At 73.3% G+C, this 25,781-nt stretch carries 22 protein-coding genes and 1 pseudogene; 12 read left to right on the top strand and 11 right to left on the bottom strand.

The window, feature by feature from the left end:
• Both treS and AC0HI0_RS27990 read right to left on the bottom strand, forming a co-directional pair.
• Complete coding sequence (treS, locus tag AC0HI0_RS27995) at positions 1-1,812, bottom strand: maltose alpha-D-glucosyltransferase (RefSeq protein ID WP_480926481.1); 1,812 nt, start codon at positions 1,810-1,812, stop codon at positions 1-3.
• Between the two features lie 92 nt (positions 1,813-1,904).
• Positions 1,905-3,884 (bottom strand): alpha-1,4-glucan--maltose-1-phosphate maltosyltransferase, encoded by a 1,980-nt coding sequence (locus tag AC0HI0_RS27990; RefSeq protein WP_480926480.1) that lies wholly within the window; start codon positions 3,882-3,884, stop codon positions 1,905-1,907.
• A 684-nt stretch (positions 3,885-4,568) separates the two neighbouring features.
• On the opposite strand from AC0HI0_RS27990, the gene glgP reads away from it, so the two are divergent.
• Entirely contained in the window at positions 4,569-7,139 is a 2,571-nt protein-coding gene (glgP, locus tag AC0HI0_RS27985; RefSeq protein WP_480926479.1) for an alpha-glucan family phosphorylase, read from the top strand.
• A 472-nt stretch (positions 7,140-7,611) separates the two neighbouring features.
• Here the strand turns inward: glgP and AC0HI0_RS27980 are convergent, their stop codons facing one another.
• From AC0HI0_RS27980 to glgX, 4 genes are all read right to left on the bottom strand, one after another.
• Positions 7,612-8,736 carry a tetratricopeptide repeat protein gene (locus AC0HI0_RS27980; RefSeq protein ID WP_480926478.1) on the bottom strand — a complete coding sequence of 375 codons (1,125 nt, stop codon included), beginning with the start codon at positions 8,734-8,736 and terminating at the stop codon, positions 7,612-7,614.
• 160 nt (positions 8,737-8,896) lie between these two features.
• Positions 8,897-9,283, bottom strand: coding sequence for a rhodanese-like domain-containing protein (locus tag AC0HI0_RS27975; protein ID WP_480926477.1), 387 nt, complete (start codon positions 9,281-9,283; stop codon positions 8,897-8,899).
• Positions 9,280-9,861 (bottom strand): cysteine dioxygenase, encoded by a 582-nt coding sequence (locus AC0HI0_RS27970; RefSeq protein WP_480934409.1) that lies wholly within the window; start codon positions 9,859-9,861, stop codon positions 9,280-9,282. Before AC0HI0_RS27970 ends, AC0HI0_RS27975 begins: the two co-directional genes overlap by 4 nt.
• A 265-nt stretch (positions 9,862-10,126) precedes the next feature.
• The gene (gene glgX / locus AC0HI0_RS27965; protein WP_480926476.1) at positions 10,127-12,253 is read right to left on the bottom strand and encodes a glycogen debranching protein GlgX; all 2,127 of its coding nucleotides are present in this window, start codon (positions 12,251-12,253) and stop codon (positions 10,127-10,129) included.
• Positions 12,254-12,396: 143 nt separating this feature from the next.
• On the opposite strand from glgX, the gene AC0HI0_RS27960 reads away from it, so the two are divergent.
• Genes AC0HI0_RS27960 through AC0HI0_RS27945 form a run of 4 tightly spaced genes read left to right on the top strand, consistent with a single transcriptional unit; the run spans position 12,397 to position 16,110 of the window.
• Positions 12,397-13,173: an ABC transporter ATP-binding protein gene (locus AC0HI0_RS27960; RefSeq protein ID WP_480934408.1), complete on the top strand. Its 777-nt coding sequence runs from the start codon at positions 12,397-12,399 to the stop codon at positions 13,171-13,173.
• Positions 13,174-13,211: 38 nt separating this feature from the next.
• Positions 13,212-13,991, top strand: coding sequence for an enoyl-CoA hydratase/isomerase family protein (locus AC0HI0_RS27955; protein WP_480926475.1), 780 nt, complete (start codon positions 13,212-13,214; stop codon positions 13,989-13,991).
• Positions 13,981-14,955, top strand: coding sequence for a class I SAM-dependent methyltransferase (locus tag AC0HI0_RS27950; protein WP_480926474.1), 975 nt, complete (start codon positions 13,981-13,983; stop codon positions 14,953-14,955). Before AC0HI0_RS27955 ends, AC0HI0_RS27950 begins: the two co-directional genes overlap by 11 nt.
• On the top strand, positions 14,956-16,110 hold the full coding sequence (locus tag AC0HI0_RS27945) for a THUMP-like domain-containing protein (RefSeq protein WP_480926473.1): 1,155 nt from the start codon (positions 14,956-14,958) through the stop codon (positions 16,108-16,110).
• Here the strand turns inward: AC0HI0_RS27945 and AC0HI0_RS27940 are convergent.
• Positions 16,084-17,031, bottom strand: coding sequence for a nucleoside hydrolase (locus tag AC0HI0_RS27940; protein ID WP_480926472.1), 948 nt, complete (start codon positions 17,029-17,031; stop codon positions 16,084-16,086). The two genes, AC0HI0_RS27945 and AC0HI0_RS27940, sit on opposite strands and share 27 nt — an antisense overlap.
• Before the next feature lie 63 nt (positions 17,032-17,094).
• On the opposite strand from AC0HI0_RS27940, the gene AC0HI0_RS27935 reads away from it, so the two are divergent.
• Together AC0HI0_RS27935 and AC0HI0_RS27930 are read left to right on the top strand one after the other, a co-directional pair.
• Positions 17,095-17,514, top strand: a complete 420-nt coding sequence (locus AC0HI0_RS27935) for a GNAT family N-acetyltransferase (RefSeq protein ID WP_480926471.1) — start codon at positions 17,095-17,097, stop codon at positions 17,512-17,514.
• Entirely contained in the window at positions 17,511-18,257 is a 747-nt protein-coding gene (locus tag AC0HI0_RS27930) for an acyltransferase (RefSeq protein WP_480926470.1), read from the top strand. Before AC0HI0_RS27935 ends, AC0HI0_RS27930 begins: the two co-directional genes overlap by 4 nt.
• 102 nt (positions 18,258-18,359) lie before the next feature.
• Here AC0HI0_RS27930 and AC0HI0_RS27925 read toward each other — a convergent pair whose 3' ends face one another.
• On the bottom strand, positions 18,360-18,767 hold the full coding sequence (locus AC0HI0_RS27925; RefSeq protein WP_480926469.1) for a winged helix-turn-helix transcriptional regulator: 408 nt from the start codon (positions 18,765-18,767) through the stop codon (positions 18,360-18,362).
• Positions 18,768-18,833: 66 nt separating this feature from the next.
• Between AC0HI0_RS27925 and AC0HI0_RS27920 the strand changes: the two genes are divergently transcribed.
• Positions 18,834-19,772 (top strand): NADP-dependent oxidoreductase, encoded by a 939-nt coding sequence (locus AC0HI0_RS27920; protein ID WP_480926468.1) that lies wholly within the window; start codon positions 18,834-18,836, stop codon positions 19,770-19,772.
• A 164-nt stretch (positions 19,773-19,936) separates the two neighbouring features.
• A pseudogene (locus tag AC0HI0_RS27915) lies at positions 19,937-20,113 on the top strand (IS982 family transposase); the annotation flags it as partial.
• A 22-nt stretch (positions 20,114-20,135) separates the two neighbouring features.
• On the opposite strand, the gene AC0HI0_RS27910 reads toward AC0HI0_RS27915, so the two are convergent.
• A complete protein-coding gene (locus tag AC0HI0_RS27910; protein WP_480926467.1) occupies positions 20,136-21,383 on the bottom strand; it encodes a glycosyltransferase family 4 protein in 1,248 nt (415 codons plus the stop codon).
• Positions 21,384-21,437: 54 nt separating this feature from the next.
• Here AC0HI0_RS27910 and AC0HI0_RS27905 point away from each other — a divergent pair, with 54 nt between their 5' ends.
• Entirely contained in the window at positions 21,438-21,662 is a 225-nt protein-coding gene (locus tag AC0HI0_RS27905; RefSeq protein ID WP_480926466.1) for a hypothetical protein, read from the top strand.
• Positions 21,663-21,672: 10 nt separating this feature from the next.
• On the opposite strand, the gene AC0HI0_RS27900 is transcribed toward AC0HI0_RS27905, so the two are convergent.
• Together AC0HI0_RS27900 and AC0HI0_RS27895 are read right to left on the bottom strand one after the other, a co-directional pair.
• Positions 21,673-23,151 carry a 1,4-alpha-glucan branching protein domain-containing protein gene (locus tag AC0HI0_RS27900; protein ID WP_480926465.1) on the bottom strand — a complete coding sequence of 493 codons (1,479 nt, stop codon included), beginning with the start codon at positions 23,149-23,151 and terminating at the stop codon, positions 21,673-21,675.
• Positions 23,148-23,894 (bottom strand): class I SAM-dependent methyltransferase, encoded by a 747-nt coding sequence (locus tag AC0HI0_RS27895; RefSeq protein WP_480926464.1) that lies wholly within the window; start codon positions 23,892-23,894, stop codon positions 23,148-23,150. The genes AC0HI0_RS27900 and AC0HI0_RS27895 overlap by 4 nt, the downstream gene beginning before the upstream one ends.
• Before the next feature lie 316 nt (positions 23,895-24,210).
• Here AC0HI0_RS27895 and AC0HI0_RS27890 point away from each other — a divergent pair, with 316 nt between their 5' ends.
• Positions 24,211-25,200 carry a hypothetical protein gene (locus AC0HI0_RS27890; protein ID WP_480926463.1) on the top strand — a complete coding sequence of 330 codons (990 nt, stop codon included), beginning with the start codon at positions 24,211-24,213 and terminating at the stop codon, positions 25,198-25,200.
• Positions 25,200-25,781, top strand: coding sequence for a hypothetical protein (locus AC0HI0_RS27885; RefSeq protein ID WP_480926462.1), 582 nt, complete (start codon positions 25,200-25,202; stop codon positions 25,779-25,781). Before AC0HI0_RS27890 ends, AC0HI0_RS27885 begins: the two co-directional genes overlap by 1 nt.

The raw sequence follows: 25,781 nt of genomic DNA, 5'->3' as shown, positions 1-25,781 counted from the left end.
TCACCTCGTCTCGCCCTCGTCGCCCGCTTCGACCAGTTGGAACCAGTAGAAGCCGTGACCGGGCAGCGTCAACAGGTACGACAAGTCGCCCACGGTCGGGAAGCGCACCCCGCCGGTCAGCTCCACCGGCCGCGCGCCGCGGTGCTCGGACAGGTCCAGCTCGACGGGCTGCGGGAACCGCGACAGGTTGTTCACGCACAGCACGATGTCCTCGTGGCCGTCCGGCCGCCGCCACCGCCGCCGGTAGGCCAGCACGCTGGGGTTCGAGCCGCCGAGGTCGGTGAAGTCGCCTTCCGCGAACGCGTGGTGCTGCTTGCGCACCTCGATCATCCGACGGGTCCAGTTCAGCAGGGATGACTGGTTGTTCAGCTGTGCCTCCACGTTCAGGCCCTGGTAGCCGTAGACCGGGTCCATGATCACCGGCAGGTAGATGCGTCCGGGGTCGCAGGAGGAGAACCCCGCGTTGCGGTCCGGGGTCCACTGCATCGGCGTGCGGACGGCGTCCCGGTCTCCGAGCCAGATGTTGTCGCCCATGCCGATCTCGTCACCGTAGTAGAGGACGGGCGAGCCCGGCAGTGACAAAAGCATGGCCGTGAACAGCTCCTGCTGGTTGCGGTCGTTCTCCAGCAGGGGCGCGAGCCGCCGTCTGATCCCGATGTTGGCCTTCATCCGGGGATCCTTGGCGTACTCGGCGTACATGTAGTCGCGCTCTTCGTCGCTGACCATCTCCAGGGTCAGCTCGTCGTGGTTGCGCAGGAAGATGCCCCACTGGCAGCCGTCCGGGATCTGCGGCGTCTGCGCCAGGATCTCCGAGATCGGGAACCGCGACTCGCGCCGGACCGCCATGAAGATCCGGGGCATCAGCGGGAAGTGGAAGGCCATGTGGCACTCGTCGCCGCCGACTTCGGGGTTGCCGAAGTACTCCACCACGTCCGACGGCCACTGGTTGGCCTCCGCGAGCAGCACCCGGCCGGGGTACTCGTCGTCGACCACCTTGCGGCAGCGCTTGAGGAAGTCGTGCGTGCGCGGCAGGTTCTCGCAGTTCGTGCCCTCCTGCTCGAACAGGTACGGCACCGCGTCCAGCCGGAACCCGTCGATGCCCAGGTCGAGCCAGAACCGCAGGGTGTCCAGCATCGCCTCCTGCACGTCCGGGTTCTCGAAGTTCAGGTCCGGCTGGTGGGCGAAGAACCGGTGCCAGTAGAACTGGCCGCGCACCGGGTCGTAGGTCCAGTTGGAGGACTCGGTGTCCACGAAGATGATCCGGGCGTCCGGGTAGCGCTGGTCGTCGTCGCCCCACACGTAGTAGTCGCCGTAGGGCCCGTCCGGCTCGGCCCGCGACTGCTGGAACCACGGGTGCGCGTCGCTGGTGTGGTTGAGCACCAGGTCGGTGATCACCCGGATGCCGCGCCGGTGCGCCTCGTCGAGCAGGTAGACGAAGTCCTCCACGGACCCGAACTCGGGCAGCACGGCGCGGAAGTCGGAGATGTCGTACCCGCCGTCGCGCAGCGGCGAGGCGTAGAACGGCGGCAGCCACAGGCAGTCGACGCCGAGCCACTCCAGGTAGTCCAGCCGCGACGCCAGGCCGCGCAGGTCTCCGGTGCCGTCACCGTTGGAGTCGGTGAAGGCGCGCACCAGCACCTCGTAGAACACCGCGCCCTTGAACCAGTCGGGTTCGCGCGGCGCGAGTTTCGCCGCCCGGAAGTCCTCGGCCTGCGGTTCGACCAGCAGGCCGTCCGCGCCGATGGCCTCACCGGTGTGCGGCACGCCGTCCAGTCCGGTCAGTGCGGCGTCGGGTCGGGGGTCTTCTGCCATCTGCTCCACCTCGTCCCACCTCGTCGGGGGTACGGTCGACGGTCCCTCGCGCTGCGGCGCGCGGGGACTCGTGTCGGGGTTTGGTCCGCGGGTTAGCTGCCGAACCTGCGCTGCACGCTGACGACGTGCGCCGATGCACGCCACGGCTCCAGGCGGACGTAGTTGGCCTGGCCCCAGTCCCAGGTTTCCCCGGTCACCTCGTCGTGCGCGATCAGGCGTTCGTGCCAGTCGAAGCCGAGCGAGGGGAGGTCGAGCCAGACGGTGCCGTCCTGGGCACTGTGCGGATCCAGGTTCACCACCACGATCACGGTGTCGCCGCTGCCCGGGTCCTGTTTGGAGTAGGCGATCAGCGCGGGGTTCTCGACGTGGTGGAAGCGGAGGGTGCGCATCTGCCGCAACGCCGGGTGCGCGCGGCGGATCGTGTTGAGCTTGCGCAGCCACGGTTCCAGCGACCGGCCTTCGGCCACCGCCTGCTGGAAGTCGCGCGGGCGCAACTGGTACTTCTCGGAGTTCAGGTACTCCTCGCTGCCCTCGCGCACCGCCTGGTGCTCGAACAGCTCGTACCCGGCGTACACGCCCCAGCTCGGGCTCAGCGTCGCGGCCAGCGCGGCGCGCAGCGCGAACACGCCCGGACCGCCGTGCTGCAACGACTCGTGCAGGATGTCCGGCGTGTTGACGAACAGGTTCGGCCGGGCCTCGTCCCAGTGCGCGACCAGTTCGGCGCCGAACTCGGTCAGCTCCTCCTTGGTCGTGCGCCAGGTGAAGTAGGTGTAGCTCTGCGTGAAGCCGAGCTTGGCCAGCCCGTAGAGCCGGGCCGGGCGGGTGAACGCCTCGGACAGGAACAGCACGTCCGGGTGCTCGTCCTTGACCGCCCAGATCAGCCACGCCCAGAAGTCCGGCGGCTTGGTGTGCGGGTTGTCCACCCGGAAGATGCGCACCCCGTGGTCGACCCAGTGCCGGACCACGCGCAGCACCTCGTTGTAGATGCCCTGCGGGTCGTTGTCGAAGTTGACCGGGTAGATGTCCTGGTACTTCTTCGGCGGGTTCTCGGCGTAGGCGATCGAGCCGTCCGGCCGGGTGGTGAACCACTCCGGGTGCTTGAGCACCCACGGGTGGTCCGGCGCGCACTGGAGGGCCAGGTCGAGGGCGACCTCCAGGCCCAGCTCGGCGGCCCGCGCGACGAACGCGTCGAAGTCCGCGATCGTGCCCAGCTCGGGGTGGACCGCGTCGTGCCCGCCCTCGTCCGCGCCGATCGCCCAGGTCGAGCCCGGGTCGTCCTCGGTGGCGACCAGGGTGTTGTTGGGGCCCTTGCGGTTCACCCGGCCGATCGGGTGGATCGGCGGCAGGTAGGCGACGTCGAAGCCCATCGCGGCGATCCGGTCGAGGTCCCTGGCCGCGGTGGCGAACGTGCCGTGCACCGGGACGCCGGCCTCGTCCAGCCCGCCCGTCGAGCGCGGGAAGAACTCGTACCAGGAGCCGAACGCGGCGCGGGTGCGGTCCACCCAGACCTTCTGCGGCCGGCCCTTGGTGACCAGCTCGCGGACCGGGTGGTCGTGCATGACCTGCCGCACGTCCTGGGCCAGCGCCGGCGCGACCCGCTCGGCCAGCGGGCGCTCGCCGTCGCGCAGCGCGGCGGCGGCGTTGGCCAGCAGCGGCTTGTCGCGGCGGCGGTCGGGCCGGCGGGAGACCCGGTCGATCAGCCGCGCGCCGGACTCCAGGTCGTTGTCCAGGTCCTCGGGGCCCTGCCCGGCGGCGATCTTGACCTCGACCGCGTGCAGCCAGGTGGCCCAGGGGTCCGACCAGGCGTCCACCCGGAACGTCCAGGCGCCCTCGGCGTCCGGGACGATCGTGGCGGCCCAGCGGTCCAGCCCGACGCCCTCCGGGACCATCCGCGCCTGTCTCGCGACCCGGTCGCCCGGTCCCCGCCACGTCACGGTGGCGGCGACGGCGTCGTGGCCTTCGCGCCACACCGTCGCTCCCACCGGGACGTGCTCGCCGACCACGGCCTTGGCCGGGTACCGGCCACAGCTCACGGTCGGGGAGACGTCGTCGATACCGAGTCGTCCGCTCATCGGCAGCGCCCCTCTCACCTGGTGTGACGCATGCACGGTCAAGTTTGCCCGTATCGATCGCGCAGGTCGTCACCGGGGACTACGTACCCGGTGTTCGTACCCCTTCGAGGTGGATCGCACACTTGGCGGTGACCTCGGTCTCGTCATGGGAGACGCCCGTCTCAATCCCCGGAGCGGGTGTCACCCGTTCGGTGGTCTTGAGTGGTGGCGTCACCCGGAGTGTGCTTCCGGGGAGGATCTTGGTGGGTTCGTCGCCGACTTCGGTGTCACTGAAGAAAACTACGGGTCAATTGTCCGTGGCCGGCGTCCTTCGCGCCGCGCGATCCCTCCCGGTGGTGAACCCGGCGGGCGTCCCAGGCGGGCGGAGATCGCCCGATCGGGTCGGGTGGCGCATCGCGGACGCCCCGGACCACTCCAACGGACGGGTGACCCCGGACCGCGCGGGCTCGCGCGCGCCCGCGCGTTCGACTGGTTCCCGCACGGTCCGCTGCCCCGATGGGCGGCCGGGTGGTGCGTCGATCAGCGCAACGGGTGAGGCCGCACCAATGCGGCGCGGCGACCTCGGGCGGTGGTGTACGAAAGAACACGCGGGGAGCATCGGCGCTGGTGGGCCCGGATCGACGTGCGCACCGGCCCGGGTGACCGTTGCTCGGCACCGCTGGATGGGGGATAAGGTCCGACGCCATGCGAGCACTCCGCCGGTTCACCGTCCGAGCCAGCCTGCCCGAGCCGCTGTCCGCACTGGGCACGCTCGCCACGAACCTCCGCTGGACGTGGCACCAGCCGACACAGGACCTGTTCGCCTCGATCGACGCCGCGCGCTGGGCCGACGGCGGCGACCCGCTGCGCCTGCTGTCCACGGTCGACCCGGAGCGGCTGGACGCGCTGGCCCGCGACGAGCAGTTCCTCGCCCACACGCGGGCGCTCGCCGACGACCTGACCCGCTACACCACCGGCCCGCGCTGGTTCCAGCGCCGCCAGGACGAGGTGCAGCAGCGGCGTGAGCACGGCAACTACGACCTGAGCCCGCTGCCCACCGCGATCGCCTACTTCTCCATGGAGTTCGGCGTCACCGAGGCGTTGCCCAACTACTCCGGCGGCCTGGGCGTGCTCGCGGGCGACCACCTCAAGGCGGCCTCCGACCTGGGCGTGCCGCTGATCGCGGTCGGCCTGCTCTACCGGTCGGGCTACTTCCGCCAGGCGCTGTCCCTGGACGGCTGGCAGATCGAGCACTACCCGGTGCTGGACCCGCGCGGCCTGCCGCTGGAACTGCTCACCGAGCCCTCCGGCGCGCCGATCCTGGTGCACGTGGCGATGCCCGGCGACCGGGTGCTGCGGGCCAAGATCTGGAAGGCCCAGGTGGGCCGCATCCCGCTGCTCCTGCTGGATTCCGACGTCGAGGAGAACGACGAGGACCTGCGCGGCGTCACCGACCGGCTCTACGGCGGCGACCAGGACCACCGGATCCGGCAGGAGATCCTCGCGGGCGTCGGCGGAGTGCGGGCGGTGCGGACGTTCTGCGAGCTGACCGGCCACCCCGAGCCCGAGGTGTTCCACACCAACGAGGGCCACGCGGGCTTCCTCGGCCTGGAGCGCATCCGCGAGCTGGTGACCGGCCAGGGCCTGGACTTCGACCAGGCGCTGGCCGCCGTGCGCGCGGGCACCGTGTTCACCACGCACACGCCCGTCCCGGCAGGCATCGACCGCTTCCCGGTGGACCTGGTGCAGCACTACTTCGGCTCCGAGGCGCTGCTGCCCGGCGTGAGCACGCAGCGCGTGCTGGCGCTGGGCGCGGAGGAGAACCCCGGCCTGTTCAACATGGCCCACATGGGCCTGCGGCTCGCGCAGCGCGCCAACGGCGTGTCCAAGCTGCACGGCAAGGTCAGCCGGGACATGTTCAGCGGCATGTGGCCGGGCTTCGACGTGACCGAGGTGCCGATCGGCTCGGTGACCAACGGCGTGCACGGCCCCACCTGGGCGGCCACCGAGATGAGCCGGCTGCTCGGCGAGTCCGACGACGCGGGCGTCGGCCTGCGCGGCTTCGAGCCGGTCACCGACCAGCGGCTCTGGGAGCTGCGCAACGACCTGCGCGGCAAGCTGGTGCAGGAGGTGCGCCGGCGGACCCGGCAGTCCTGGCTCCAGCGCGGCGCGTCCGCCCTCGAACTGGGCTGGACGGACTCGGTGTTCGACCCGGACATCCTCACCGTCGGGTTCGCCCGCCGGGTGCCCACCTACAAGCGGCTGACCCTGATGCTGCGCGACCCGGAGCGGCTGCGCACCCTGCTGCTGCACCCGCAGCGCCCGGTGCAGCTGGTCGTGGCGGGCAAGTCGCACCCGGCCGACGACGGCGGCAAGGCGCTGATCCAGCAGATCGTGCGGTTCGCCGACGACGCCGGCGTGCGGCACCGGATCGTGTTCCTGCCCGACTACGACATGTCGATGGCCCGCTACCTGTACTGGGGCTGCGACGTGTGGCTGAACAACCCGATGCGCCCGCTGGAGGCGTGCGGCACGTCCGGCATGAAGTCCGCGCTCAACGGCGGCCTCAACCTGTCCATCCGGGACGGTTGGTGGGACGAGCTGTACGACGGCAGCAACGGCTGGGCGATCCCGACCGCGGACGGCGTCACCGACCCGACCCGGCGCGACGACCTGGAGGCCGCCGCCCTCTACGACCTGCTCGGCAACCAGGTCGCGCCGCTGTTCTACGACCGCGCCGACACCGGCGTGCCGACCCGCTGGCTGGCCATGGTGCGGCACACCCTGGCGTCGCTCGGCCCGGCCGTGCAGGCGTCGCGGATGGTGCGCGAGTACGTGGAGAACCTCTACGCGCCGGCCGCGTCCTCGGCGGGGTCCGTGGTCGGCGAGGGCTTCCGGGGCGCGAAGGAGCTGGCGGCGTACCGGCAGCGGCTGCGCGCGTCGTGGACGCGGGTGCGCGTGCTGGAGTCGGAGATGACCCTCAACGGCTCGGCCGTGCCGCTGCTGGGCTCGCCGGTCGGGGTGCGGGCGCGGATCGAGCTGGCCGGGCTGGAGCCGTCCGAAGTGGACGTCCAGGTCGTGCTGGGCAAGGTCGGCGACTCGGACGAGCTGTACGACGTGGTCACCCACGCCATGCGGTACGCGGGCAACGGCAACTACGACCTGGAGGTGCCGCTCCCGCACGCCGGGGCGGTCGGCTACACGGTCCGGGTGCTGCCCCGGCACGACCTGCTCGCGTCCCCGGCTGAACTCGGTCGGGTGGTGCTGGCCGGGTAGCCACCCGGTCGGCCCAGCGGAGATCACGGGTGGTGAGCGGGGCTCGGGGTCGGTCGTCAGCGCAACCGGTGAACTCCGCGTGACCGCGCTCTGGCGGGCCGGCCGGCGCGGGTCGTCCGGGCCCGGACGATCACCGGCCGTCACGGCCTCGGCGGCGGTGGCCCGGTGGTTGGGCCGGTCCGGGGTCCGGGGTCCGGCCGCCCGTCACGGTGCGCTCTCCGCAGCGGGGCGGAGAGCCGGCGTCGGGGCAGCTCACCTCCGTCGCGGGTGCGCGGTGCCGTTGCGTGACCACCCGGCCGTGCGACGCTTTCGCCGGAATTCCGGGTCGGTGGGTAACGTCGGCCCGGCCCGGTGGGTTCGGCGGAAACCACGGCTGCGCAACGATCAGCCGGGGGAATCCGCGGCTCGTGCCGGCCGGGCGGGCGGGACGCGGGGACCGGGGGCTCGACGCTCCCGGTCCGTCCGCGGGCGGTCAGCGGACGTCGAGCCGGGCGCTGGTCTCGGCCACCCGGGGCATCCAGCCCGCGAGTTCGTTCGCCTCGGTGAGCGTGCGCCGGGCCGCCGCGTTGTCGCCGGCCGCCATCTGCGCGCGGGCGATGGTCGCCAGCGCGTCCGCCCGGCCCAGCGCGCTCTCGCTGGTCCGCTTCGCCTGCCCGGCCAGTTCGATGGCCAGGTCGGTGTCGCGCTCCAGCAGCGCGAGCTGGGCGAGCGTCGCGGTGCACCGGTACTTGGGGTAGCCCAGCTGCACGGCGCCCTCGGACGCCCGCCGCGCCGCGCCCATGCCGACCTCGACCGGGAGCTGCCCGGCCTCCATCGCGTTGGCCGTGGAACTGGCCATCTCGGCCATCACGAACGCCATGTCCCGCTGGTCCAGGTCGGTGCGCCCGACCAGCTCGCTGACCAGGTGCAGCGCCTCGGCGTAGCGGGTCCGCATGGTCAGCACGGCGACCTGCGAACCGATCGCGACCAGCAGCGTCGGGTGCGCGTCGAGCAGCCGCCGGGCGATCGTCTCGGCCCGGTCCAGCTCGCCCGCCGACAGCGCGTCGGACACCTCGTTGACCATCGGCGTCGCCTCCATCTCGGCGACCACCCGCCCGGTCAGGAACGGCAGCCGGAACAGGAACCACCCCGGCGACGTCGTCCCGGCCCCGCGCCTGGGCACCAGCCCGTGCGCGAGCACGGCGGACGCGGCCACCGCGAACCCGAAGGCGAACGCGGTGACCGGCGGGAACACCCAGCACAGGGCGACCACGAGCCCGGTCAGCAGCACCGACACCAGCGAGGTCAGCCACAGCCGCCGGCGGACCGGCGTGCGCACGGACGTGAGCCCGACCGACATCACCACCGGCACGGTCCGCAGCACCACGCGCAGCCTCGGCGTGTTCCAGGTGCGCACCTCGCCACCGACGCCGATGACCACCAGCGACACCCGGACCCGCCACAGCAGCGCCCCGAGCAGCAGTCCGACCTGCAACAACGCCATGGCGACGAGCAGGCCGCAGGTCGCGCCGGCCAAGCTCTCCGCCCAGGACCCCGGTTCCCGCACGACCAGTCCGATGACGACCAGCGCCGTCAGCACCATCAGCACAAACCTCATGACGCTACCGGCCGGCGCGCGGTTCCCCGGCCGGGGTGCCCGGTGCGGCCGAACCCGCGCGCGGGAGGCGTCACGTCGGCAGGTTCCCCGGACCGGGCCCTGCTCCCGGTCCGGGGAACCTGCCGACGTGACGCCCCGTGAGGTGCGCGGCGGCGGCGGGTCAGACGACGGCGGGGGTCGCGCCCTCGCGGATCGGCAGGCCCGCCTCGGCGTACGCCCGGAACCCGCCCACCAGGTCCGTGGCGTTGGGCAGCCCGACCCGCTGCAGGTCGCGCGCGGCCAGGCTGGAGGCGTAGCCCTCGTTGCAGAGCACGACCACGGTCGTCTCCGCGCCGAACCCCGGGATCCGGTACTCGCCGCCGGGGTCCAGCCGCCACTCCAGCACGATCCGCTCGACCGGCACCGAACCGGGGATCTCGCCCTCGGCCAGCCGGTTGTGGTGCGGCCGGATGTCGACCAGCAGCACGTCGGACAGCCCGGCCAGGTCCCGGGGCTCGACCCGGCGCAACCCGGCCCGCGCCTCTTCCAGCAGTGTCTCCGCGCTCACGGCCCCTCCTGATCTGCGAGCACCCGCAACTGGTCCAGCGGCAGCCGCTGCGCGGGCAGCGGCGCGATCTCGGTCGGGATGTCGGCCAAGCTCGGGTACTCCCGGGTCGGCACCAGCGGCGGCGAGTAGGCGTGCACGCTGGACGCGCCCACCACGCCCTTGTTGGTCACCTGGTGCGCCCGCCCGGCCCCGAAGCCGATCGACGACCCGACGCCGCGCACGGTCGAGCGGACCGGCCCGCCCGGGTAGCGGTAGTCCTCGGAAAGCTCCCCGGTGAGCACGGTGAACGAGCCGGCCGCGCCGCCGTGGTCGTGCGGCTCGGTGCCCTGGCCGGGCAGCCAGGACAGCAGCCACAGTTCGACGCCTTCGGTGAGCCCGAGCCGGGCCCACCACCGCTGCTCGCTGTCGAAGGACAGGATGGACAGCAGCGGCGTGGTCAGCTCACTGGCCACGTAAGAGGTCAGTTCGCGGAGTTCGCGGGGCGTCCACAGGTCGCGCGACGGGTGCAGCAGGTCCCGGAACAGCGGGACGTCGAGCGCGGCGTGCACGTCGGCGCGCGGGATGACGGAAGTCAAAATCGCTCCTGATGGCTACGAGACGTACGGGGTAGCGATCAAGACGCGACGGGGGCCTCTACCGGCTCACCGCAGCGGATGGTCCACCGGGGTCAAGCCGAGCCGCCACGTCGCGTCCGGCTACACCCGCACGACGCCACCAGGAGGAGGTCGATCGTGCGGTCACACCACGTGAGCAACTGACGGGCCACGCACGAATAGTGCCATGCCGGGCCGGGTCCGCGCAGGGGCTCTCACCAGCCAGGATTGCCTCGGGCACCGAGGTTGTTCAGCCGGTGCCCCGGCCCGGCTCGGGCACGCGCAGCAACAACAGCGAGCGCGGGCCCAGGTCCAGCCGGGCACCGGGCTCCAGCCGGCCGGGCCGCGCCGGCGAGCCGTCCCCGGTGGTCGAGTCGAGCACCGGCTCGAACCGCTCACCGTACTCCACGCCCGGCAACGTGACCGAGATCGCGTCCGGGCCCGCGTGCAGGAGCAGCAGCCACGAGTCGTCGGAGACCAGTTCGCCCTCGCGGGTGCGCGAGAGCGAGGTCGACCCGTCGATCCACATGCCGAGGAAGCGGCGGCCCTCGTCGAACCAGTCGGTCTCGGCCATCTCCTCGCCGTCCACCCGGAACCACACCAGGTCCGGCGCGCCGGACGGCGTGGTGCGGCCGTCGAAGAACTCGGGCTGGCGCAGCGCGGGGCTGGTCGCCCGCAGGCCGATCACCCGGCGGGCGAAGGCCAGCATGGACCCGCTCTCGTCGGTGGCCGCCCAGTCGACCCACGACGTCTCGTCGTCCAGGCAGTAGGCGTTGTTGTTGCCGCGCTGGGTGCGCCACAGCTCGTCGCCCGCGGTCAGCATCGGCGTGCCGGTGGACAGCAGCAGGGTGGCCAGCAGGTTGCGGGCCTGGCGGGAGCGCAGCGCGAGCACCTCGGGCTCGTCGGTCGCGCCCTCGACCCCGCAGTTCCACGACCGGTTGTCGTTGGTGCCGTCCCGGTTGTCCTCGCCGTTGGCCTCGTTGTGCTTGTCGTTGTAGGACACCAGGTCCCGCAGCGTGAACCCGTCGTGCGCGGTGACGAAGTTGATCGACTGCCACGGCCGGCGCAGGTCGTCGGCGTAGAGGTCGGAGGAGCCGGAGAGCCGGTAGGCGAGGTCGCGCACGCCGGTCTGGCCGCGCCAGAAGTCCCGCACGGTGTCCCGGTAGCGCCCGTTCCACTCGGCCCACTGCACGCCGAAGTCGCCCACCCGGTAGCCGTCGCCGGTGGCGTCCCACGGCTCGGCGATCAGCTTGCACCGGGACAGCAGCGGGTCCGAGGTGATCGCGGTGAGCATCGCCGAGGCCCGGTCGAACCGGCCGCCGCCGGGCCGGCCCAGGGTGGAGGCCAGGTCGAACCGGAACCCGTCCACGCCCAGCTCGGTCGCCCAGTACCGCAGCGAGTCCGTGACCAGCCGCACGACCTGCGGCGAGCCGGCCTCCAGGGTGTTGCCGCAGCCGGTGATGTCGAGCGTGCCGCCGCCCTCGATGTGCAGGTAGTAGCCGGGCGCGTCGAAGCCCCGGAAGGACAGCGTCGGGCCGTCCGGACCGCCCTCGCAGGTGTGGTTGTAGACCACGTCGAGCAGCACCTCGATGCCGGCGGCGTGCAGCGCGGCCACCATGGTCCGGAACTCCTCGACCTCCCGGCCGGGCTCGCTCGCGTAGCCGGGGTGCGGCGCGAAGTAGCTCAGCGGCGAGTAGCCCCAGTAGTTGTGCCGGCCGTTGCGGACCAGCGCGGGCTCGTCCTGGAACGCCTGCACCGGCAGCAGCTCGACCGACGTGACGCCCAGCCGGACCAGGTGCTCGACCACCGCCGGGTGGGCCAGCCCCAGGTAGGTCCCGCGCAGGTGCTCGGGCACGTCCGGGTGCCGCCGGGTGAACCCGCGCACGTGCAGCTCGTAGACCACCGCCTCCTCGAACGGCACCTCGGGCTTGACCCCGGTGTCCGGGCCGCCCGGCGAGGACACCACGGACAGCGGCACCGCGCCCAGCGAGTCGACCGGCGACGGCGGGCCCAGCATCGGGTCGTCGAGGTAGCCGAGGGCGGCGTCCTGGGCGGTGACCGCGCCGGTGATCTGCCGCGCGTACGGGTCGAGCAGGAGCTTGGCCGGGTTGCAGCGCAGCCCGCGCGACGGGTCGTACGGGCCGTGCACCCGGTAGCCGTAGCGCTGGCCGGGCGTGATGCCGACCACCGTGCCGTGCCACACGCCGAACGTGCGCTCGGTCAGCTCGACGCGCCTCTCCGATCCGTCGTCGCTGATCAGGCACACCTCGACCGCCGTGGCGGGCGGCGCGGACACCGCGAAGCGCACACCACCGGCCTCGGGGTGGGCACCCAGCGGGAACGGCCGACCTGCGAGCGGGGACGAGTCGAGGGCCATGGCCCCGATCTTCCCAGGATCCGGCCCCGCGTTGGGGACGACGGCCCTGCCGCCCCCGCGCGTCGGGCGTTGCACGAGAATGGGCGCGGCGAGGCATCGACGGGGCGAGGGCAGGCGTGGAAAACGAAGATCTGGTCATCCACATGCAGGGTGTTTCGGTTCGACGGGGCAAGACCACGCTGGTCGGGGACGTCGACTGGAACGTGGAGCTGGACGAGCGCTGGGTGGTGCTCGGACCCAACGGCGCGGGCAAGACGACGTTGCTGCGGCTTGCCGCAGCCGAGCTGCACCCGACCAAGGGGAAGCTGCACCTTTTGGGGGAGCGCGTCGGCAAGACCGACGTGTTCGAACTGCGCCCCCGGATCGGGTTGTGCTCGGCGGCGATCGGCGCGCGCATCCCGGCCGAGGAGAAGGTGCTCGACCTGGTGGTCAGCGCCGGCTACGCGGTGCTGGGCCGGTGGCGCGAGGAGTACGACCGGCTCGACACCGGCCGGGCGCGCGAGCTGCTCGGCCAGCTCGGCATCGGGCACCTGGCCGACCGCGCGTACGGCACGCTGTCCGAGGGCGAGCGCAAGCGCACGCTGATCTCCCGCGCGCTGATGACCGACCCGGAGATGCTGCTGCTCGACGAGCCGGCCGCCGGTCTGGACCTGGGTGGGCGCGAGGACCTGGTGGCCCGGCTCTCGGAGCTGGCGCTGGACCCGGACGCGCCGGCGACCGTGCTGGTCACCCACCACGTGGAGGAGATCCCGCCGGGCTTCACGCACGCGCTGCTGCTGCGCGAGGGCGCGATCGTCGCGCAGGGCCTGCTGGACGACGTGCTCACCGAGGAGAACCTCTCCAAGACGTTCGACCAGCCGCTGGAGCTGCAACGTGCGGGCGACCGGTACTTCGCGCGCCGCAAAGCTACCCAGGGGTAACCTGCCAGGCGCGTACCGACGGAGGTCGAGGAGGACCTGTGGGTGAGTTCGTGAAGCTCGAAGTCGAGGACGGCATCGGTGTCATCCGGCTGGACCGCCCGCCGATGAACGCGCTGAACCGGCAGGTCCAGGAGGAGATCCGGGCGGCGGCGCTGGAGGCGGCGCAGCGCGAGGACGTGTACTCGGTGATCGTGCACGGCGGCCCCAAGGTGTTCGCGGCGGGCGCGGACATCAAGGAGATGGCCGAGCTGTCCTACGCCGAGATGGCGGCGCGCGCCGGGTCGTTCCAGTCCGCGCTGCGCGCGGTCGAGGAGATCCCGAAGCCGACCGTCGCCGCGATCACCGGCTACGCGCTGGGCGGCGGGTTCGAACTCGCGCTGTGCGCGGACCGGCGGATCGCGGGCGACAACGCCAAGGTCGGCCAGCCGGAGATCCTGCTGGGCGTCATCCCGGGCATGGGCGGCACGCAGCGGCTGCCCCGGCTGATCGGGCCGTCGAAGGCGAAGGACCTGATCTTCACCGGGCGGTTCGTCGGCGCGGAGGAGGCGCTGCGGATCGGCATGGTGGACGAGGTCGTCGCGCCCGACGACGTGTTCGCGGCGGCCAAGCGGTGGGCCGGTCAGTTCGTGAACGGCCCGGTGCGCGCCTACGCGGCGGCCAAGGCCGCGATCGACGGCGGTCTGGACACCGACCTGGGCAACGGCCTGAAGCTGGAGAGCCAGCTGTTCGCGGCCATGTTCGCCACCGAGGACCAGAAGGCGGGCATGGCCTCGTTCATCGAGCACGGCCCCGGAAAGGCGAAGTTCAGTGGTCGCTGACCCGAAGACCCCGGTGGACCCCGAGCCGAACCCGCACGCCACCGCCGAGCAGGTGCGGGCGGCCTACGCGGACCCGAAGCTCGCGAACGTGCTCTACCACGACTGGGAAGCCGGCACGTACGACGAGAAGTGGTCGATCTCGTACGACGAGCGCTGCATCACCTACGCCACGGACCGGTTCCGCGCGGTGTCCGGCGGGGTCGGCCCGTACGGGCACGCCCTGGAACTGGGCTGCGGCACCGGTTTCTTCCTGCTGAACCTGATGCAGGGCGGCGTGATCGAGCGGGGCTCGGTCACCGACCTGTCGCCGGGCATGGTCGAGGTGGCGCTGCGCAACGCGCAGAACCTGGGCCTGCCGGTGGACGGCCGGGTCGCCGACGCGGAGCGGATCCCGTACGAGGACAACACGTTCGACCTGGTCATCGGGCACGCCGTGCTGCACCACATCCCGGACGTGGCGGCGGCGATGCGCGAGGTGCAGCGGGTGCTCAAGCCGGGCGGGCGGTTCGTGTTCGCGGGCGACCCGACCGACGTGGGCAACTTCTACGCCCGCAAGCTCGGCCAGTTGACGTGGTGGCTGACCACCAACGTGACCAGGCTCGCGCCGCTGGCCGACTGGCGGCGCCCGCAGGCGGAGCTGGACGAGTCCTCCCGCGCCGCCGCGCTGGAGGCCGTGGTCGACCTGCACACGTTCGACCCGGGCGACCTGGAGCGCACCGCGCGCGGCGCGGGCGCGACCGACGTCCGGGCGGTCACCGAGGAGCTGTCGGCGGCCCTGTTCGGCTGGCCGGTGCGGACGTTCGAGGCGGCCGTGCCGAGGGAGAAGCTCGGGTTCGGCTGGGCGATGTTCGCCTACCGGACCTGGCAGCGGCTGTCCTGGGTGGACGAGAACGTGCTCGCGAAGGTGCTGCCGCGCGAGGTGTTCTACAACGTCTCCGTGACGGGCCGCAAGCCGGTCGCCTGAGTGGGTTACGCGTTCAGCCTCGACGACGTGGCGTACCTGCGTTCCGACGCGGGGTGCGCCGCGTTGTCGGCGTTGGCCGACCTCCCGCTCACCCCGGCGTCGCGGCTGGCCGACGTGGCGCGGGCCCGCCGGGTCGCGCCGGAGAACTTCGCGGCCGTGCTGGAAACCCTGCTGCTGCGCCGGAAAGCTCCGTCCAAGGTGGACTTCGCGGACGGGCTGTACACCGACGACGCGCTCCAGCAGGCGACCCCGCGCGCGGTCGCCGCGCACCGGGCGCTGCGCTTCGCCGGCCGGGTCGTGCACGACGTGACGTGCTCGGTCGGCGCGGACCTGGCCGCGCTGCCACCCGGTTCGATCGGCTCGGACCTGGACCCGGTGCGGCTGGCCATGGCCCGGCACAACCTGGGCGAGGCGGTGCCGCTGCTGCGGGCGGACGCGCTGCGGCCGGTGTCGCGCGACGTCCCGGTGATCGCCGACCCGGCCCGCCGGGACTCGGCCGGCCGCCGAACCTGGCGGCCCGCCGACTTCGCGCCCCCGCTGGACGAACTCGCCCTGGCCTACGCGGGCCGGGACCTGGCCGTGAAGTGCGCGCCCGGCGTCGACTTCGCGGTCGCGCCGTGGGCCGACGAGGTGGAACTGGTCTCGCTGGACGGCCAGGTGCGCGAGGCGTGCCTGTGGACCAGGGGCCTGGCCACGCCCGGCGTGACCCGCCGGGCCACCGTGCTGGCGACCGGCGGCACGCGGTGGACGATCACCGACGCCGAGCCCGACGACTGCCCGGTCACGCCGCCCGGCGAGTGGCTGGTCGACCCGGACGGCGCGGTGGTGCGGGCCGGTCTGGTCCGGCACTACGCCGCCCGGCACGGCCTCGCCCAGCTCGACGAGCGCATCGCCTACCTGACCGGGCCCACCCCGCCGCCGGGCGTGCGCGCGTTCCGGGTCGTGGAGCACGGCCACTACAGCGAGAAGTCGCTGCGCGGCGTGCTGCGCGCGCACGACGTCGGCCGGCTGGAGATCCTGGTGCGCGGCCTGGACGTCGACCCGAACGCGTTGCGCCGCAGGCTCAAACCCGCCGGCGGGGCGGAGGCGACGGTCGTGCTGACCCGGATCGGCCGCACCCCGACCTACCTACTGGCCCGCGCCGAGCGCACGTAGCCGGTCCAGGACGAACCCGCGCAGGCCGTCGAGGTCGGCGTCCACGGCGACGTCGATCCCGTCGCGGTCGGCGGACTCCAGCCGTTCGTCCACCAGCAGCGCGCCCCGGCCGGGCCCGAACGCGCACTCCACGTCGACCGGGAACCGCCGGGTCTCCAGGATGCCCGGCCGCACCGCCTCGGCGACCGCGACGGCGTCGTGCAGCGCCATCCCGTCCCAGCCGAGGAACCTGCGGTAGGTGGCCAGGTAGTCCGGCGTCAGGCCGACCAGCTTCGCGCCGACCGGCGAGGCGGCGGCGAGTTCGGCCAGCCACGCCGCGCTCACCGCGCACCGCCGGGTGAGGTCCATCGGCACCAGCGTGACCGGCACCTCCGCGCCCACCAGCACCCGGCGGCCCGCCTCCGGGTCGCACCACAGGTTGAACTCGGCGGCGGCCGTGACGTTCCCGCCCCGGACACCACCGCCCATCACGACCAGGCGCGCGATCTTGTCGCGCAGCCCGGGGTGCGCGGCCAGCAGCAGCGCGATGTTGGTCAACGGCCCGATGGGCACGATCGTCACCGGCTCGTCGGCGGCCTCCAGGAGGTCCTTGAGCAGGGTGACCGCGTCGCGCCGGTCGGGGCCCCGGGTGGGTTCGGGCAGCGTGTCGGCGAAGCCGGACAGGCCGTCCGCGCCGTGCGCCTTGGAGACGTGCGGCTGGCGGTGCACCAGCGGGCGGGCGGCGCCCGCCGCGACGGGCACGTCCTCCCGGCCGAGCAGGGCCAGCACGCGCAGCGCGTTGCGGGTGGTGAGTTCCGGCGACACGTTGCCGAACACCGTGGTCACACCGATCAGGTCGACCTCGGGGCTCGCCGCGGCGAGGGCGAGCGCGAACGCGTCGTCCACGCCGGGGTCGGTGTCGATGATGAGGGGGGTCGTCACGTGCTCCCATCCTGCCGTAGCCCGTCGGGTCCGCGCGCCGGGAGCGTGCGCGATGATCGGGAGGTGCTCGAAGTGGTGGGTGAGGACGAGTGGGCGCGGTGGCGGGCGCTGAGGTTGGCGGCGCTGCTCGACGCGCCCGCCGCGTTCACGTCGACCTACGCGCAGTGGGTCGACGAGCCGGAGTCGAGGTGGCGGCGGCGGTTGGCCGACACGCACGACCTGGTGGCCGTGCTGGACGGGGTGGACGTCGGGATGGTCAGCGGCGCCGGCGGTGCCGAGGTCGGGCTGTTCTCGCTCTGGGTGGCGCCCGCCGCGCGCGGCCGGGGCGTCGGCGACGCGCTGGTGGACGGGGTCGTGGCGTGGGCCGGCGGGCGCGCGGTGTGGCTGGAGGTGGAGCCCGGGAACGAGCACGCGCGAGCCCTCTACCTGCGGCACGGGTTCGTCGCGAGCGGCGGGCGGAGGCTGGTTAGAGTGCCCGCGTGACGAGCATGTGGGGTGCGCCCGTGTGGACCAGGTGGGGCAGTGCGCGGCGTGATCCGGCGCAGGCCAGGTTCCTCACCCTGGCGTCCCTCAGGTGGGTGTTCCGGCACCGCGCGTACACGCCGTGGTACCTGGTCCGGTACTGGCGGCTGCTCCGGTTCCGGTTGGCGAACCCGCACGTCGTGCTGCGCGGCATGGTGTTCCTGGGCAAGAAGGTGGAGCTGCACTGCCGCCCCGGCTACGGCCGGCTGGAGATCGGGCGCTGGGTGCACATCGGCGACGGCAACGCCATCCGCTGCCACGAGGGTTCGCTGCGGATCGGCGACAAGGCCGTGTTCGGCAAGGACAACACGGTCAACTGCTACCTCGACGTCGAGATCGGTGCGGCCACGCTGGTCGCGGACTGGGTGTACATCTGCGACTTCGACCACGTGACGGCGGACGTCGAGCGGCCGATCAAGGACCAGGGCATCGTGAAGTCGCCGGTCCGGATCGGCCCGGACTGCTGGCTCGGCACGAAGGTCACCGTCACCCGGGGCACGCGCGTCGGGCGCGGGTGCGTGCTGGGCGCGCACGCCGTGGTGCGCGGAGACGTGCCGGACTACAAGATCGCGGTGGGCATCCCGGCGCGCGTGGTGAAGGACCGGCGTGAGGACTACGAGGCCGACGCCGTGCGGCGGGCCGCCGTGGCGGACATGGCGCGCAAGGCCCGTGAGGCGCTGGAGAAGTCCGAGCGCGCCGACTGACGCGTTCGGCGGGTTCTGCCGCGGGGTCCGGACGGCGGTTCGGGAGGAGGGCTTCGACGCCCGACCGTGGGCGGGCCCGCGTGGCGGCGGGGCCGACCGGGGTCAGACCGGCCGCAGTTCCTGCCCGGCCTTGACGTCGTAGGCCACCTGGGCGGTCCGGATGTCGTCGATGTGGTCCTCGGACCACGTGCGGATGGCGTCCATCAGCCCCGCCACGTCCTGGCCCAGCGGCGTGAGGCTGTACTCCACCCGGGGTGGCACGCTCGGGTAGACGGCCCGGTGCACGAGGCCCGAGCGCTCCAGGTCCCGCAACGTCTGGGTGAGCATCTTCTGCGTCACGCCGTCCAGCCGCCTGCGCAGCTCGCCGAACCGCATCGTGCCCGGCCGCAGGGCGCCCACGACCAGGCACACCCACTTGTTCGTCAGCAGGTCGAGCACGGCCCGGGACGCGCAGTTCCGCAGGAACGCGTCGGCCCCGCCGAGGGCGCGCAGGTCGGGAACGGTATGCATGAGGTACCTAGATACCATCGAGGTGCCTTCTTCACAACGGGTACCGCTCGCGATGATCCTTTCCGCATGACGAACACGATGCGGGCGATCCGCCAGACCGCCCTCGGCGGCCCCGAGGTGCTGGAGCTGGTCGAGACCGAACGGCCCACCGCCGGTCCGGGCCGGATGCTGGTCCGGGTGGTCGCGGCCGGCGTCAACCCGGTCGACTGGAAGGTCCGGGAGAACGGCTACTGGTTCCGCCCGCCGCTGGTCCCCGGCTGGGACGTCTCCGGGGTCGTGGTCGACCCCGGTCCCGGCGAGAACCGGTTCCGGGCGGGCGACGAGGTCTTCGGGATGCCCTGCTTCCCCGAGGTCGGCGGCGGCTACGCGGAGTACGTCGCGGCACCGGCCCGGCACTTCGCCCGCAAGCCCGCCGCGCTCGACCACGTCGAGGCGGCGGCCCTGCCGCTGGCCGTGCTCACCGGCTGGCAGGCGCTCACCGAAGCGGTCCAGCTCCAGCCCGGTCAGCGGGTCCTGGTGCACGCCGCCGCGGGCGGGGTCGGCCACCTGACCGTGCAGCTGGCCAAGATCCTCGGCGCGCACGTGGTCGGCACCGCGAGCGCCGCCAAGCACGCCGTGCTGCGCGACCTCGGCGCGGACGAGCTGGTCGACTACCGCACCGAGGACTTCACCGCCATCGACCCGGTGGACGTCGTGGTCGACCTGGTCGGCGGCGACTACGCGAGCCGGTCGCTGCGGGTGCTCAAGCGCGGCGGGGTGTACGTGGCGGTCGCCGTGCCGAACGACGTGGACACCGTCCGGGCCGAGGCCGAACCGCTCGGCATCCGGGCCACGTCGGTGCTGGTCGCCGCCGACCACACGGCGCTGGACCGGGTCGCCGGTTTCGTGGCGCAGGGCAGGCTGCGGCCGGTGGTGGCCGAGACGTTCCCGCTGGCCGACGCCGCCAAGGCGCAGGAACTCGGCGCGGCCGGCCGGACGACCGGCAAGATCGTGCTGACCCCTTGAGACCCGGCCCGGGGGCGGCTGGACGAGCAATGCGCGTAAGTCGGGGTGGTGTCCGGAGATCCGTTCGTGGATCGTGGACTCCACGCCGGTGGGGTGCGGCAGGTCCCTCCCGACGGTCAGGCGTTCGGAGTCGGCCGGGTGGGCGTTGATCATCGCGGACAAGGGTCACGTCGGTGAACGACACCTTGAAGGGCCAACTGGACCTGGAACGGCACGGCGGACGCACCGTCGACGGGGTCGGAGTCCGCATCGCCCAACGACTTCCGGCCCTCACCGCCGCCCTCCGGCACAACCGCGCCACCGGCCAACCCGTCACCCGATCCCCGACCGCCTACGACCACCGACCGAGTTACGCGTACTCGTCTAGAGGAACGCGTTGCCGGTGGCGATCTTCGGACGGCCGAGCGGCCCGTGCTCGCGGGCCGCCGCCGCCCGGTACACCCCGACGGTGTCCGAGGCGATCCGCGCCCAGTCGAAATCGGTGCCCAGCCGGGCTTTCGCGGCCTTCGCCCGGCGCACGGCGGCGGGCCGGTCGTCCAGCACCGAGCGCACCGCCCGCGCCAGCCCGTCCACGTCGCCCGGCGCGAAGGACAGCCCGGTCACGCCGTCCAGCACGACCTCGCCCAGCCCGCCGGCGGTGGACGCGACCAGCGGCGTCCCGGCCGCCGCCGCCTCCAGCGCGACGATCCCGAACGGTTCGTACCGGCTGGGCAGCACCACGGCGTCGGCGGCGGCCAGCACGGCGGCGAGGGTCCGGTCCGGCAGGTGCCCGACGAACTCCACCGACCGCCGGACCTTGTGCTTGCGCGCCTGCTCGACCAGCCAGTCCCGGTGCGTGCCGCCGCCCGCCACCAGCACCCGGGTGCCCGGGTGCGCCCGCCGGATCCGGGGCAGGGCCGCGATCAGGTCCTGCACGCCCTTCTCCCACTCCAGCCGGCCGAAGAACAGCAGCAGCGGGCCGTCGGCGGCGAACTCGGCGCGCGCGGCCGCCACGCCGGCCGCCCGCACCCGCCACCGCCGGGGCTCGATCCCGTTGTGCAGCACGGTGATGCCGCCGGCGTTGACCTCGAACAGGTGGGCCACCTCGGTGCGCATCGCCGCCGAGCAGGTGATCAGCGAGTCCGCCCGGTTCGCCAGCCACCACTCCACCGAGTGCACCTGCTGGTTGAGCGTCTGGGACAGCCACCCGCTGTGCCGGCCGGCCTCGGTGGCGTGCACGGTCGCCACCAGCGGCGCGCCGGCGGCCTCGGCCAGGGCGATCGCCGGGTGGGTGACCAGCCAGTCGTGCGCGTGCACGACCTGCGGTCGCCACCCGCGCAGCAGCGCGAGGCCGGCGCGGGTCATCGCGTGGCCCATGGCCAGCGTCCACGCCACCAGGTCGCGCTCGAACACCAGGTGCGCGGGGTCCTCGGCGACCCGGATCACCCGGACGCCCTCCACCACCGCGTCCGACGTCGGGTGCGTGACGGCGTCCGACCCGGCGGGCTGGCGGCACAGCACGACGACCTCGTGCCCCTGCCCGGCGAGTTGGGTCGCCAGGGCGTGCACGTGCCGACCCAGCCCGCCCACCACGACGGGCGGGTACTCCCACGACAACATCAGCACGCGCATGTCGCATCCTCGCATTTCCTCGATACCCTCGGATGAGCAGAGGGGGGAGCCGCCATGCAGCCGTGGGCGTACGGGGTGCTGTTCTGCGCCGTCCTGCTGGCCGCCGGGTTCGTCGTGGACCGGAGGGCGCGCGCCAAGCGCGCCGGACTGGAGCGACCGGCGGACCGCAGGGGTCGGTCGAAGGCGGACCCGGTGTCGCAGGCCCGGATCGACAACCCGGGCTCGGCCGGGATCACCGAGCAGTGGGAGGGGCGGCTCGGCCAGCCCGGCGGGGGCTGAGCCGGGCGCATCAGCCGAGCCCTCGCGCGTCGAGGTGGCCGAACGGCCCGTCCAGGGCCCGCAGTTCGGCCACCCTGGCGCTGCCGCGAACGCCCGCACGACCGCGCCGCAGCAGGGCGGCGAGTTCGGCGAACCGGTCCGCGTGCACCTTCGCGCGGTAGCGGGCGTAGTCGGCGGCGGAGTCCTTGGTGACCATGAACGCCCAGTCGCTGGACAGCGCCAGCAGCGCCTCCCGCACGGCCTGGTCGGCGAGCGGGTCGCGGGTGCGGCCGGCGAGGTCGAGCGCGCGCAGCTCGCGCTGCACGCCCGCGTTGAGGTCGACCACGTCGGCGACCTGCGGGCCATTCCACACGTGCCAGTCCTTGCCCGCCCCCCACGACGACGGCGGGATCTCCACGGGCGCGCCGACGTGCCCGGCCTCCACCGCGCCGCGCAGCGTCGTCACCCGCACGCCGGCCTCGGGCAGCGCCCGCAGCACGGCCTCCAGCCACGCCGGGCCCTCGTGCCACCAGTGCCCGTACAGCTCGGTGTCGTAGGCCGCGACGACCAGCGACGGCCGGCCGTGCCGCGCGCGCAGCGCCCGCAGCCGCCGCACCACGACGTCCACGAAGTCCGCCGCGTCCCGCCGCACGACGGCGGCGGCGTCCTGCGGCGAGTACGGCCGCTTGTCCCCGGGCGCGACCTGCACGCCGGTCACCCGGGACGGCTTGAGCCCGCTCGGGTGGTCGTAGGTGTGGAAGTCCCGGTACGCCGGGTCGCCGGGGTAGCCGACCTTCGGCGACCACACCCGGTAGGACACCTCCAGGTCCCGCCCGAAGCACAGCACGTCCGACGACCCCACCGGGCGCCCGGCGGCCGTGTCGCCGCGCAGCGACGGCCCGTCGACCAGGAACCGCCGCACGCCCGCCGCCGCGTAGCCCTCCTCCATGCCGGGCGCGTAGGCGCACTCGGGTGCCCAGATGCCCTCGGGCGCGGACCCGATCCGCAGCCGCGTGTCGGCCAGACCGGTGCGCAGCGAGAACGCCCGCAGCGCCGGGTCGAGCAGCGGCTGGAACGGGTGCGCCGCCGGGCCGCCGAGCAGCTCGACCACCCGGCTGTCCACGAGGGACCGCAGCACCGGCGAGAAGCCGTGCCGCCACCGGGTTTCGAACCGGTCCAGCGCCCACTGCGACGCCCGGTGCTCGCGTGCCGCGAGGTCCGGCAGCCGGGGCGCGGCGCTGTGCGCGCGCAGCTGCCAGTCGCCCAGCCAGTCGTGCACGCCGCGCAGGCAGTACGGGTCGTCCAGCTGGGCGGCCAGCACCGGCGTCACGCCCAGCGTCAGCACGTCCTCGCGGCCCTCGGCGGCGAACCGCTCCAGCAGGTCCACCACGGGCAGGTAGGAGTGCGCCCACGCCTGGTAGAGCCACTCCTCGCCGACCGGCCAGGCCCCGTGGTGCGCCAGCCACGGCAGGTGGCTGTGCAGCACCAGGCAGAACGTGCCCTCGGTCATCGCCGGACCGCCACCGCGACCAGGTCGAGGCTCGCGTCCAGGTCGTCGGTGGTGATCTCGAAGTCCTCGCCGCGCACACCCGCCACGGCGGCCAGCAGGTCGGCCGGCCACGGGGCACCGGCCACCACCACGGCCACCTGGGCGTCGATCACCGAGCCGCCGAACCGGGCGTCGAGCGCGCGCAGCGCCGGCCCGTGCCGCAGCCCGGCCAGCAGGTCGACCGCCAGGCCCGCGCCGGTCAGCAGGTCGGCCAGCTCGCCGGCGGCGAGTTCCCTGGTGTGGAACGGGTTCAGGGGCGTGTCGCGGCCGGGCGAGAAGGTGATCCGGTTGGGCGTGGTCACGAGCAGCCGCCCGCCGGGGCGCAGCACCCGCGCGCACTCGGCGAGGAAGCCCTCTTGGTCCCAGAGGTGTTCGATCACCTGGAGGTTGGCCACCACGTCCACGCTCGCGTCGGCCAGCGGGAGCGCGGCCAGGTTCCCGCGCACCACGGCCAGTTCCGGGTACGCGCGGGCGGCGTGCGCGGCGGTGTGGGCGTCGTAGTCCAGCGCGACGACGCGGGCGGCGTGCCGGGCGATCAGGGCCGCGCCGTAGCCCTCGCCGCAGCCCGCCTCCAGCACGACGGCACCGGCGCAGTACCGGACGAGGTCGAGGTAGGCCGCCTCGTGGCGGCGGAACCAGTAGTTCTCCGCGGGGATCCCGGGCACGGTGCGCTCGCCGGTGAGGGGCAGCGGCTCGACGGTCACCCGGCCAGCGTAGTCGCTCGTTACTGGTCGGTAGCCAGGACCCGACCCATCGGGTGTCACTGTTTCGTGTGATCTGGCGCGTTATCGATTACCGGACGTCCCGGTGAGCGTGATTGTTCGAGGGTTCGGCCTTTCCCGGAAAATGACACCATCGGGTGACCTGGCGTCGTGCCGTGTTGATCTCTTATTCCGGTGTTTTCCCTGCGTGACGGCTCGCGGGCGACGGTCGCGCAGGTCTCCGGAAGATCCCTCATGTGCTGGTTGACCACTCTTTCGCTCGGTATCCTCGGTCAATCTTCAAACGAGTGGGGCGGCCATGGGTGCGAAAGAGCCGGAGATTGTTCCGCTGCACGCGGGTTTCGACGTCGTCTACCGCGGTTTCCACCGACGACAGGTGATCGAGCACCTGGAGAACCTGGAGGAACAGCTCCGGTACACCAGCGTGGACCGCGCCGAGGCGCTCGCCCAGGCGGCCGACCTGCGCAAGCTGCTGGAGATGACCCGGGGCGACCTGGAGGAGTCGCGGGCGCGCGTCGAACGGCTGGAGATGTCGCCCGGCACGACGGCGGGCGCGACCGAGCGCCTGCACCGGATGCTGCTGCTGGCCGAGGACGAGTCCGCCGAGCTGCGGCTGCGCGCCGAGCGCGACGTGGCCTCGCTGCGCAAGCGCACCGAGGTCGAGCTGTCGGAGCTGCGCCGGGAGGCGGAGGCGGAGATCGCCGCGCTGCGCCACGCCGCCGACGAGCACGCCCGCGAGCTGCGCGAGGCCGCCGCCCGCCACGCCGCCGAACTCGACCAGCGCGAGGTCGACCTGGAGCGCCGCCGCGTCGACACCGAGACCCACCTGGCCAACCGCACCAGCCAGGTCGAGGCCGACTGCGCCGCGGCCATGGCGCAGGCGCAGGAGGACGCGGACCGCCTGCTGCGCGAGACCGCCGAGCAGTGCAACCACCTGGAAGCCGAGTCCGAGGAGCGGCGCACCAAGGCGCACAACTACTTCGAGCTGACCATGACCCGCCGGCGCAACGAGGCCGCCCAGCACTTCGCCGAGCAGGAGGAGCTGGCCACGGTGCGCGCCGCGTTCGTGGTGAAGATGGCCTGCCGCGAGGCCCACCGCCGGATCGGCGAGATCCACCAGAACGCCGCCGAGCTGCGCGAGCTGCGCCGGACCGTGGCGGGCCAGCTCGCCGCGGCGCGCAACGTGCTGGCCGCCGCCGCCGACCGGGTGCCGGGCCTGATCCCGGAGCAGTCGGTGAACCAGGCGGGCGGGGAGCAGGTCGTCGACGGTCAGCGGGTGGGCGCCTGATGCGCCGCAGACCCTCGGCGCTCGCCGCGCTGGTCGCGGGTCTGGTCCTGGTCCCCGCCGCGCTGACCGCGTTCGGCTTCTCGCTGTACGGCGACGAGATCACCGGCGCGCTGCCGTTCTCCTCCGCGCCCGCGCCGGGCCACGTGGTGTCGCACCCGACCCGGCCGCCGCTCCCGGTGCGGCCCACGGTCGCGCCGGCCGCGACGCCCGCGCCGCCGCCGAGCCCGGAGCTGACCCGGCAGAACGTCGCGAGCCTGTTCTCCGGCAACGGGGTCAAGGGCATCACGTTCGCCCCGGGCGGCACGCAGTACGCGGGGCGGGGCGAAGCGGTGCAGCAGGGCTTGGGGAACCTGCTCGGCGTGGCGACCGGTGTGGTCGTGACGCTGGTCGCGCACGCGTGGAACGGCGAGACCGCCAGTCATCGGTGCGACGTGCTGGCCATGGAACGCGCGCAGCTCGTGCGGGCGTTCCTGGTCGGGCGAGGGGTGCCGGAAGAGGCCATCAGCACGCGGGTCGTGGTCGACCCGGTCTGGGGTCCGCCGTCCGACGGCGGGCCGCAGGTCGACGTGCTCGTCGGGTAG

Source organism: Saccharothrix sp. NBAS 001, from assembly GCF_056640475.1.
The sequence above is the reverse complement of the archived record's forward strand: the minus strand, read 5'-3'. Positions and strand labels throughout refer to the sequence as shown.

Bases quoted from the DNA above. Each gene is read 5' to 3' on its own strand.
- AC0HI0_RS27890 (WP_480926463.1), top strand. From the start codon at position 24,211: ATGGGTGCGAAAGAGCCGGAGATTGTTCCGCTGCACGCGGGTTTCGAC.
- AC0HI0_RS27885 (WP_480926462.1), top strand. From the start codon at position 25,200: ATGCGCCGCAGACCCTCGGCGCTCGCCGCGCTGGTCGCGGGTCTGGTC.
- AC0HI0_RS27980 (WP_480926478.1), bottom strand. From the start codon at position 8,736: ATGAGGTTTGTGCTGATGGTGCTGACGGCGCTGGTCGTCATCGGACTG.
- AC0HI0_RS27910 (WP_480926467.1), bottom strand. From the start codon at position 21,383: ATGCGCGTGCTGATGTTGTCGTGGGAGTACCCGCCCGTCGTGGTGGGC.
- AC0HI0_RS27990 (WP_480926480.1), bottom strand. From the start codon at position 3,884: ATGAGCGGACGACTCGGTATCGACGACGTCTCCCCGACCGTGAGCTGT.
- AC0HI0_RS27900 (WP_480926465.1), bottom strand. From the start codon at position 23,151: ATGACCGAGGGCACGTTCTGCCTGGTGCTGCACAGCCACCTGCCGTGG.
- AC0HI0_RS27960 (WP_480934408.1), top strand. From the start codon at position 12,397: ATGCAGGGTGTTTCGGTTCGACGGGGCAAGACCACGCTGGTCGGGGAC.
- glgX (WP_480926476.1), bottom strand. From the start codon at position 12,253: ATGGCCCTCGACTCGTCCCCGCTCGCAGGTCGGCCGTTCCCGCTGGGT.
- glgP (WP_480926479.1), top strand. From the start codon at position 4,569: ATGCGAGCACTCCGCCGGTTCACCGTCCGAGCCAGCCTGCCCGAGCCG.
- AC0HI0_RS27905 (WP_480926466.1), top strand. From the start codon at position 21,438: ATGCAGCCGTGGGCGTACGGGGTGCTGTTCTGCGCCGTCCTGCTGGCC.
- AC0HI0_RS27920 (WP_480926468.1), top strand. From the start codon at position 18,834: ATGACGAACACGATGCGGGCGATCCGCCAGACCGCCCTCGGCGGCCCC.
- treS (WP_480926481.1), bottom strand. From the start codon at position 1,812: ATGGCAGAAGACCCCCGACCCGACGCCGCACTGACCGGACTGGACGGC.
- AC0HI0_RS27925 (WP_480926469.1), bottom strand. From the start codon at position 18,767: ATGCATACCGTTCCCGACCTGCGCGCCCTCGGCGGGGCCGACGCGTTC.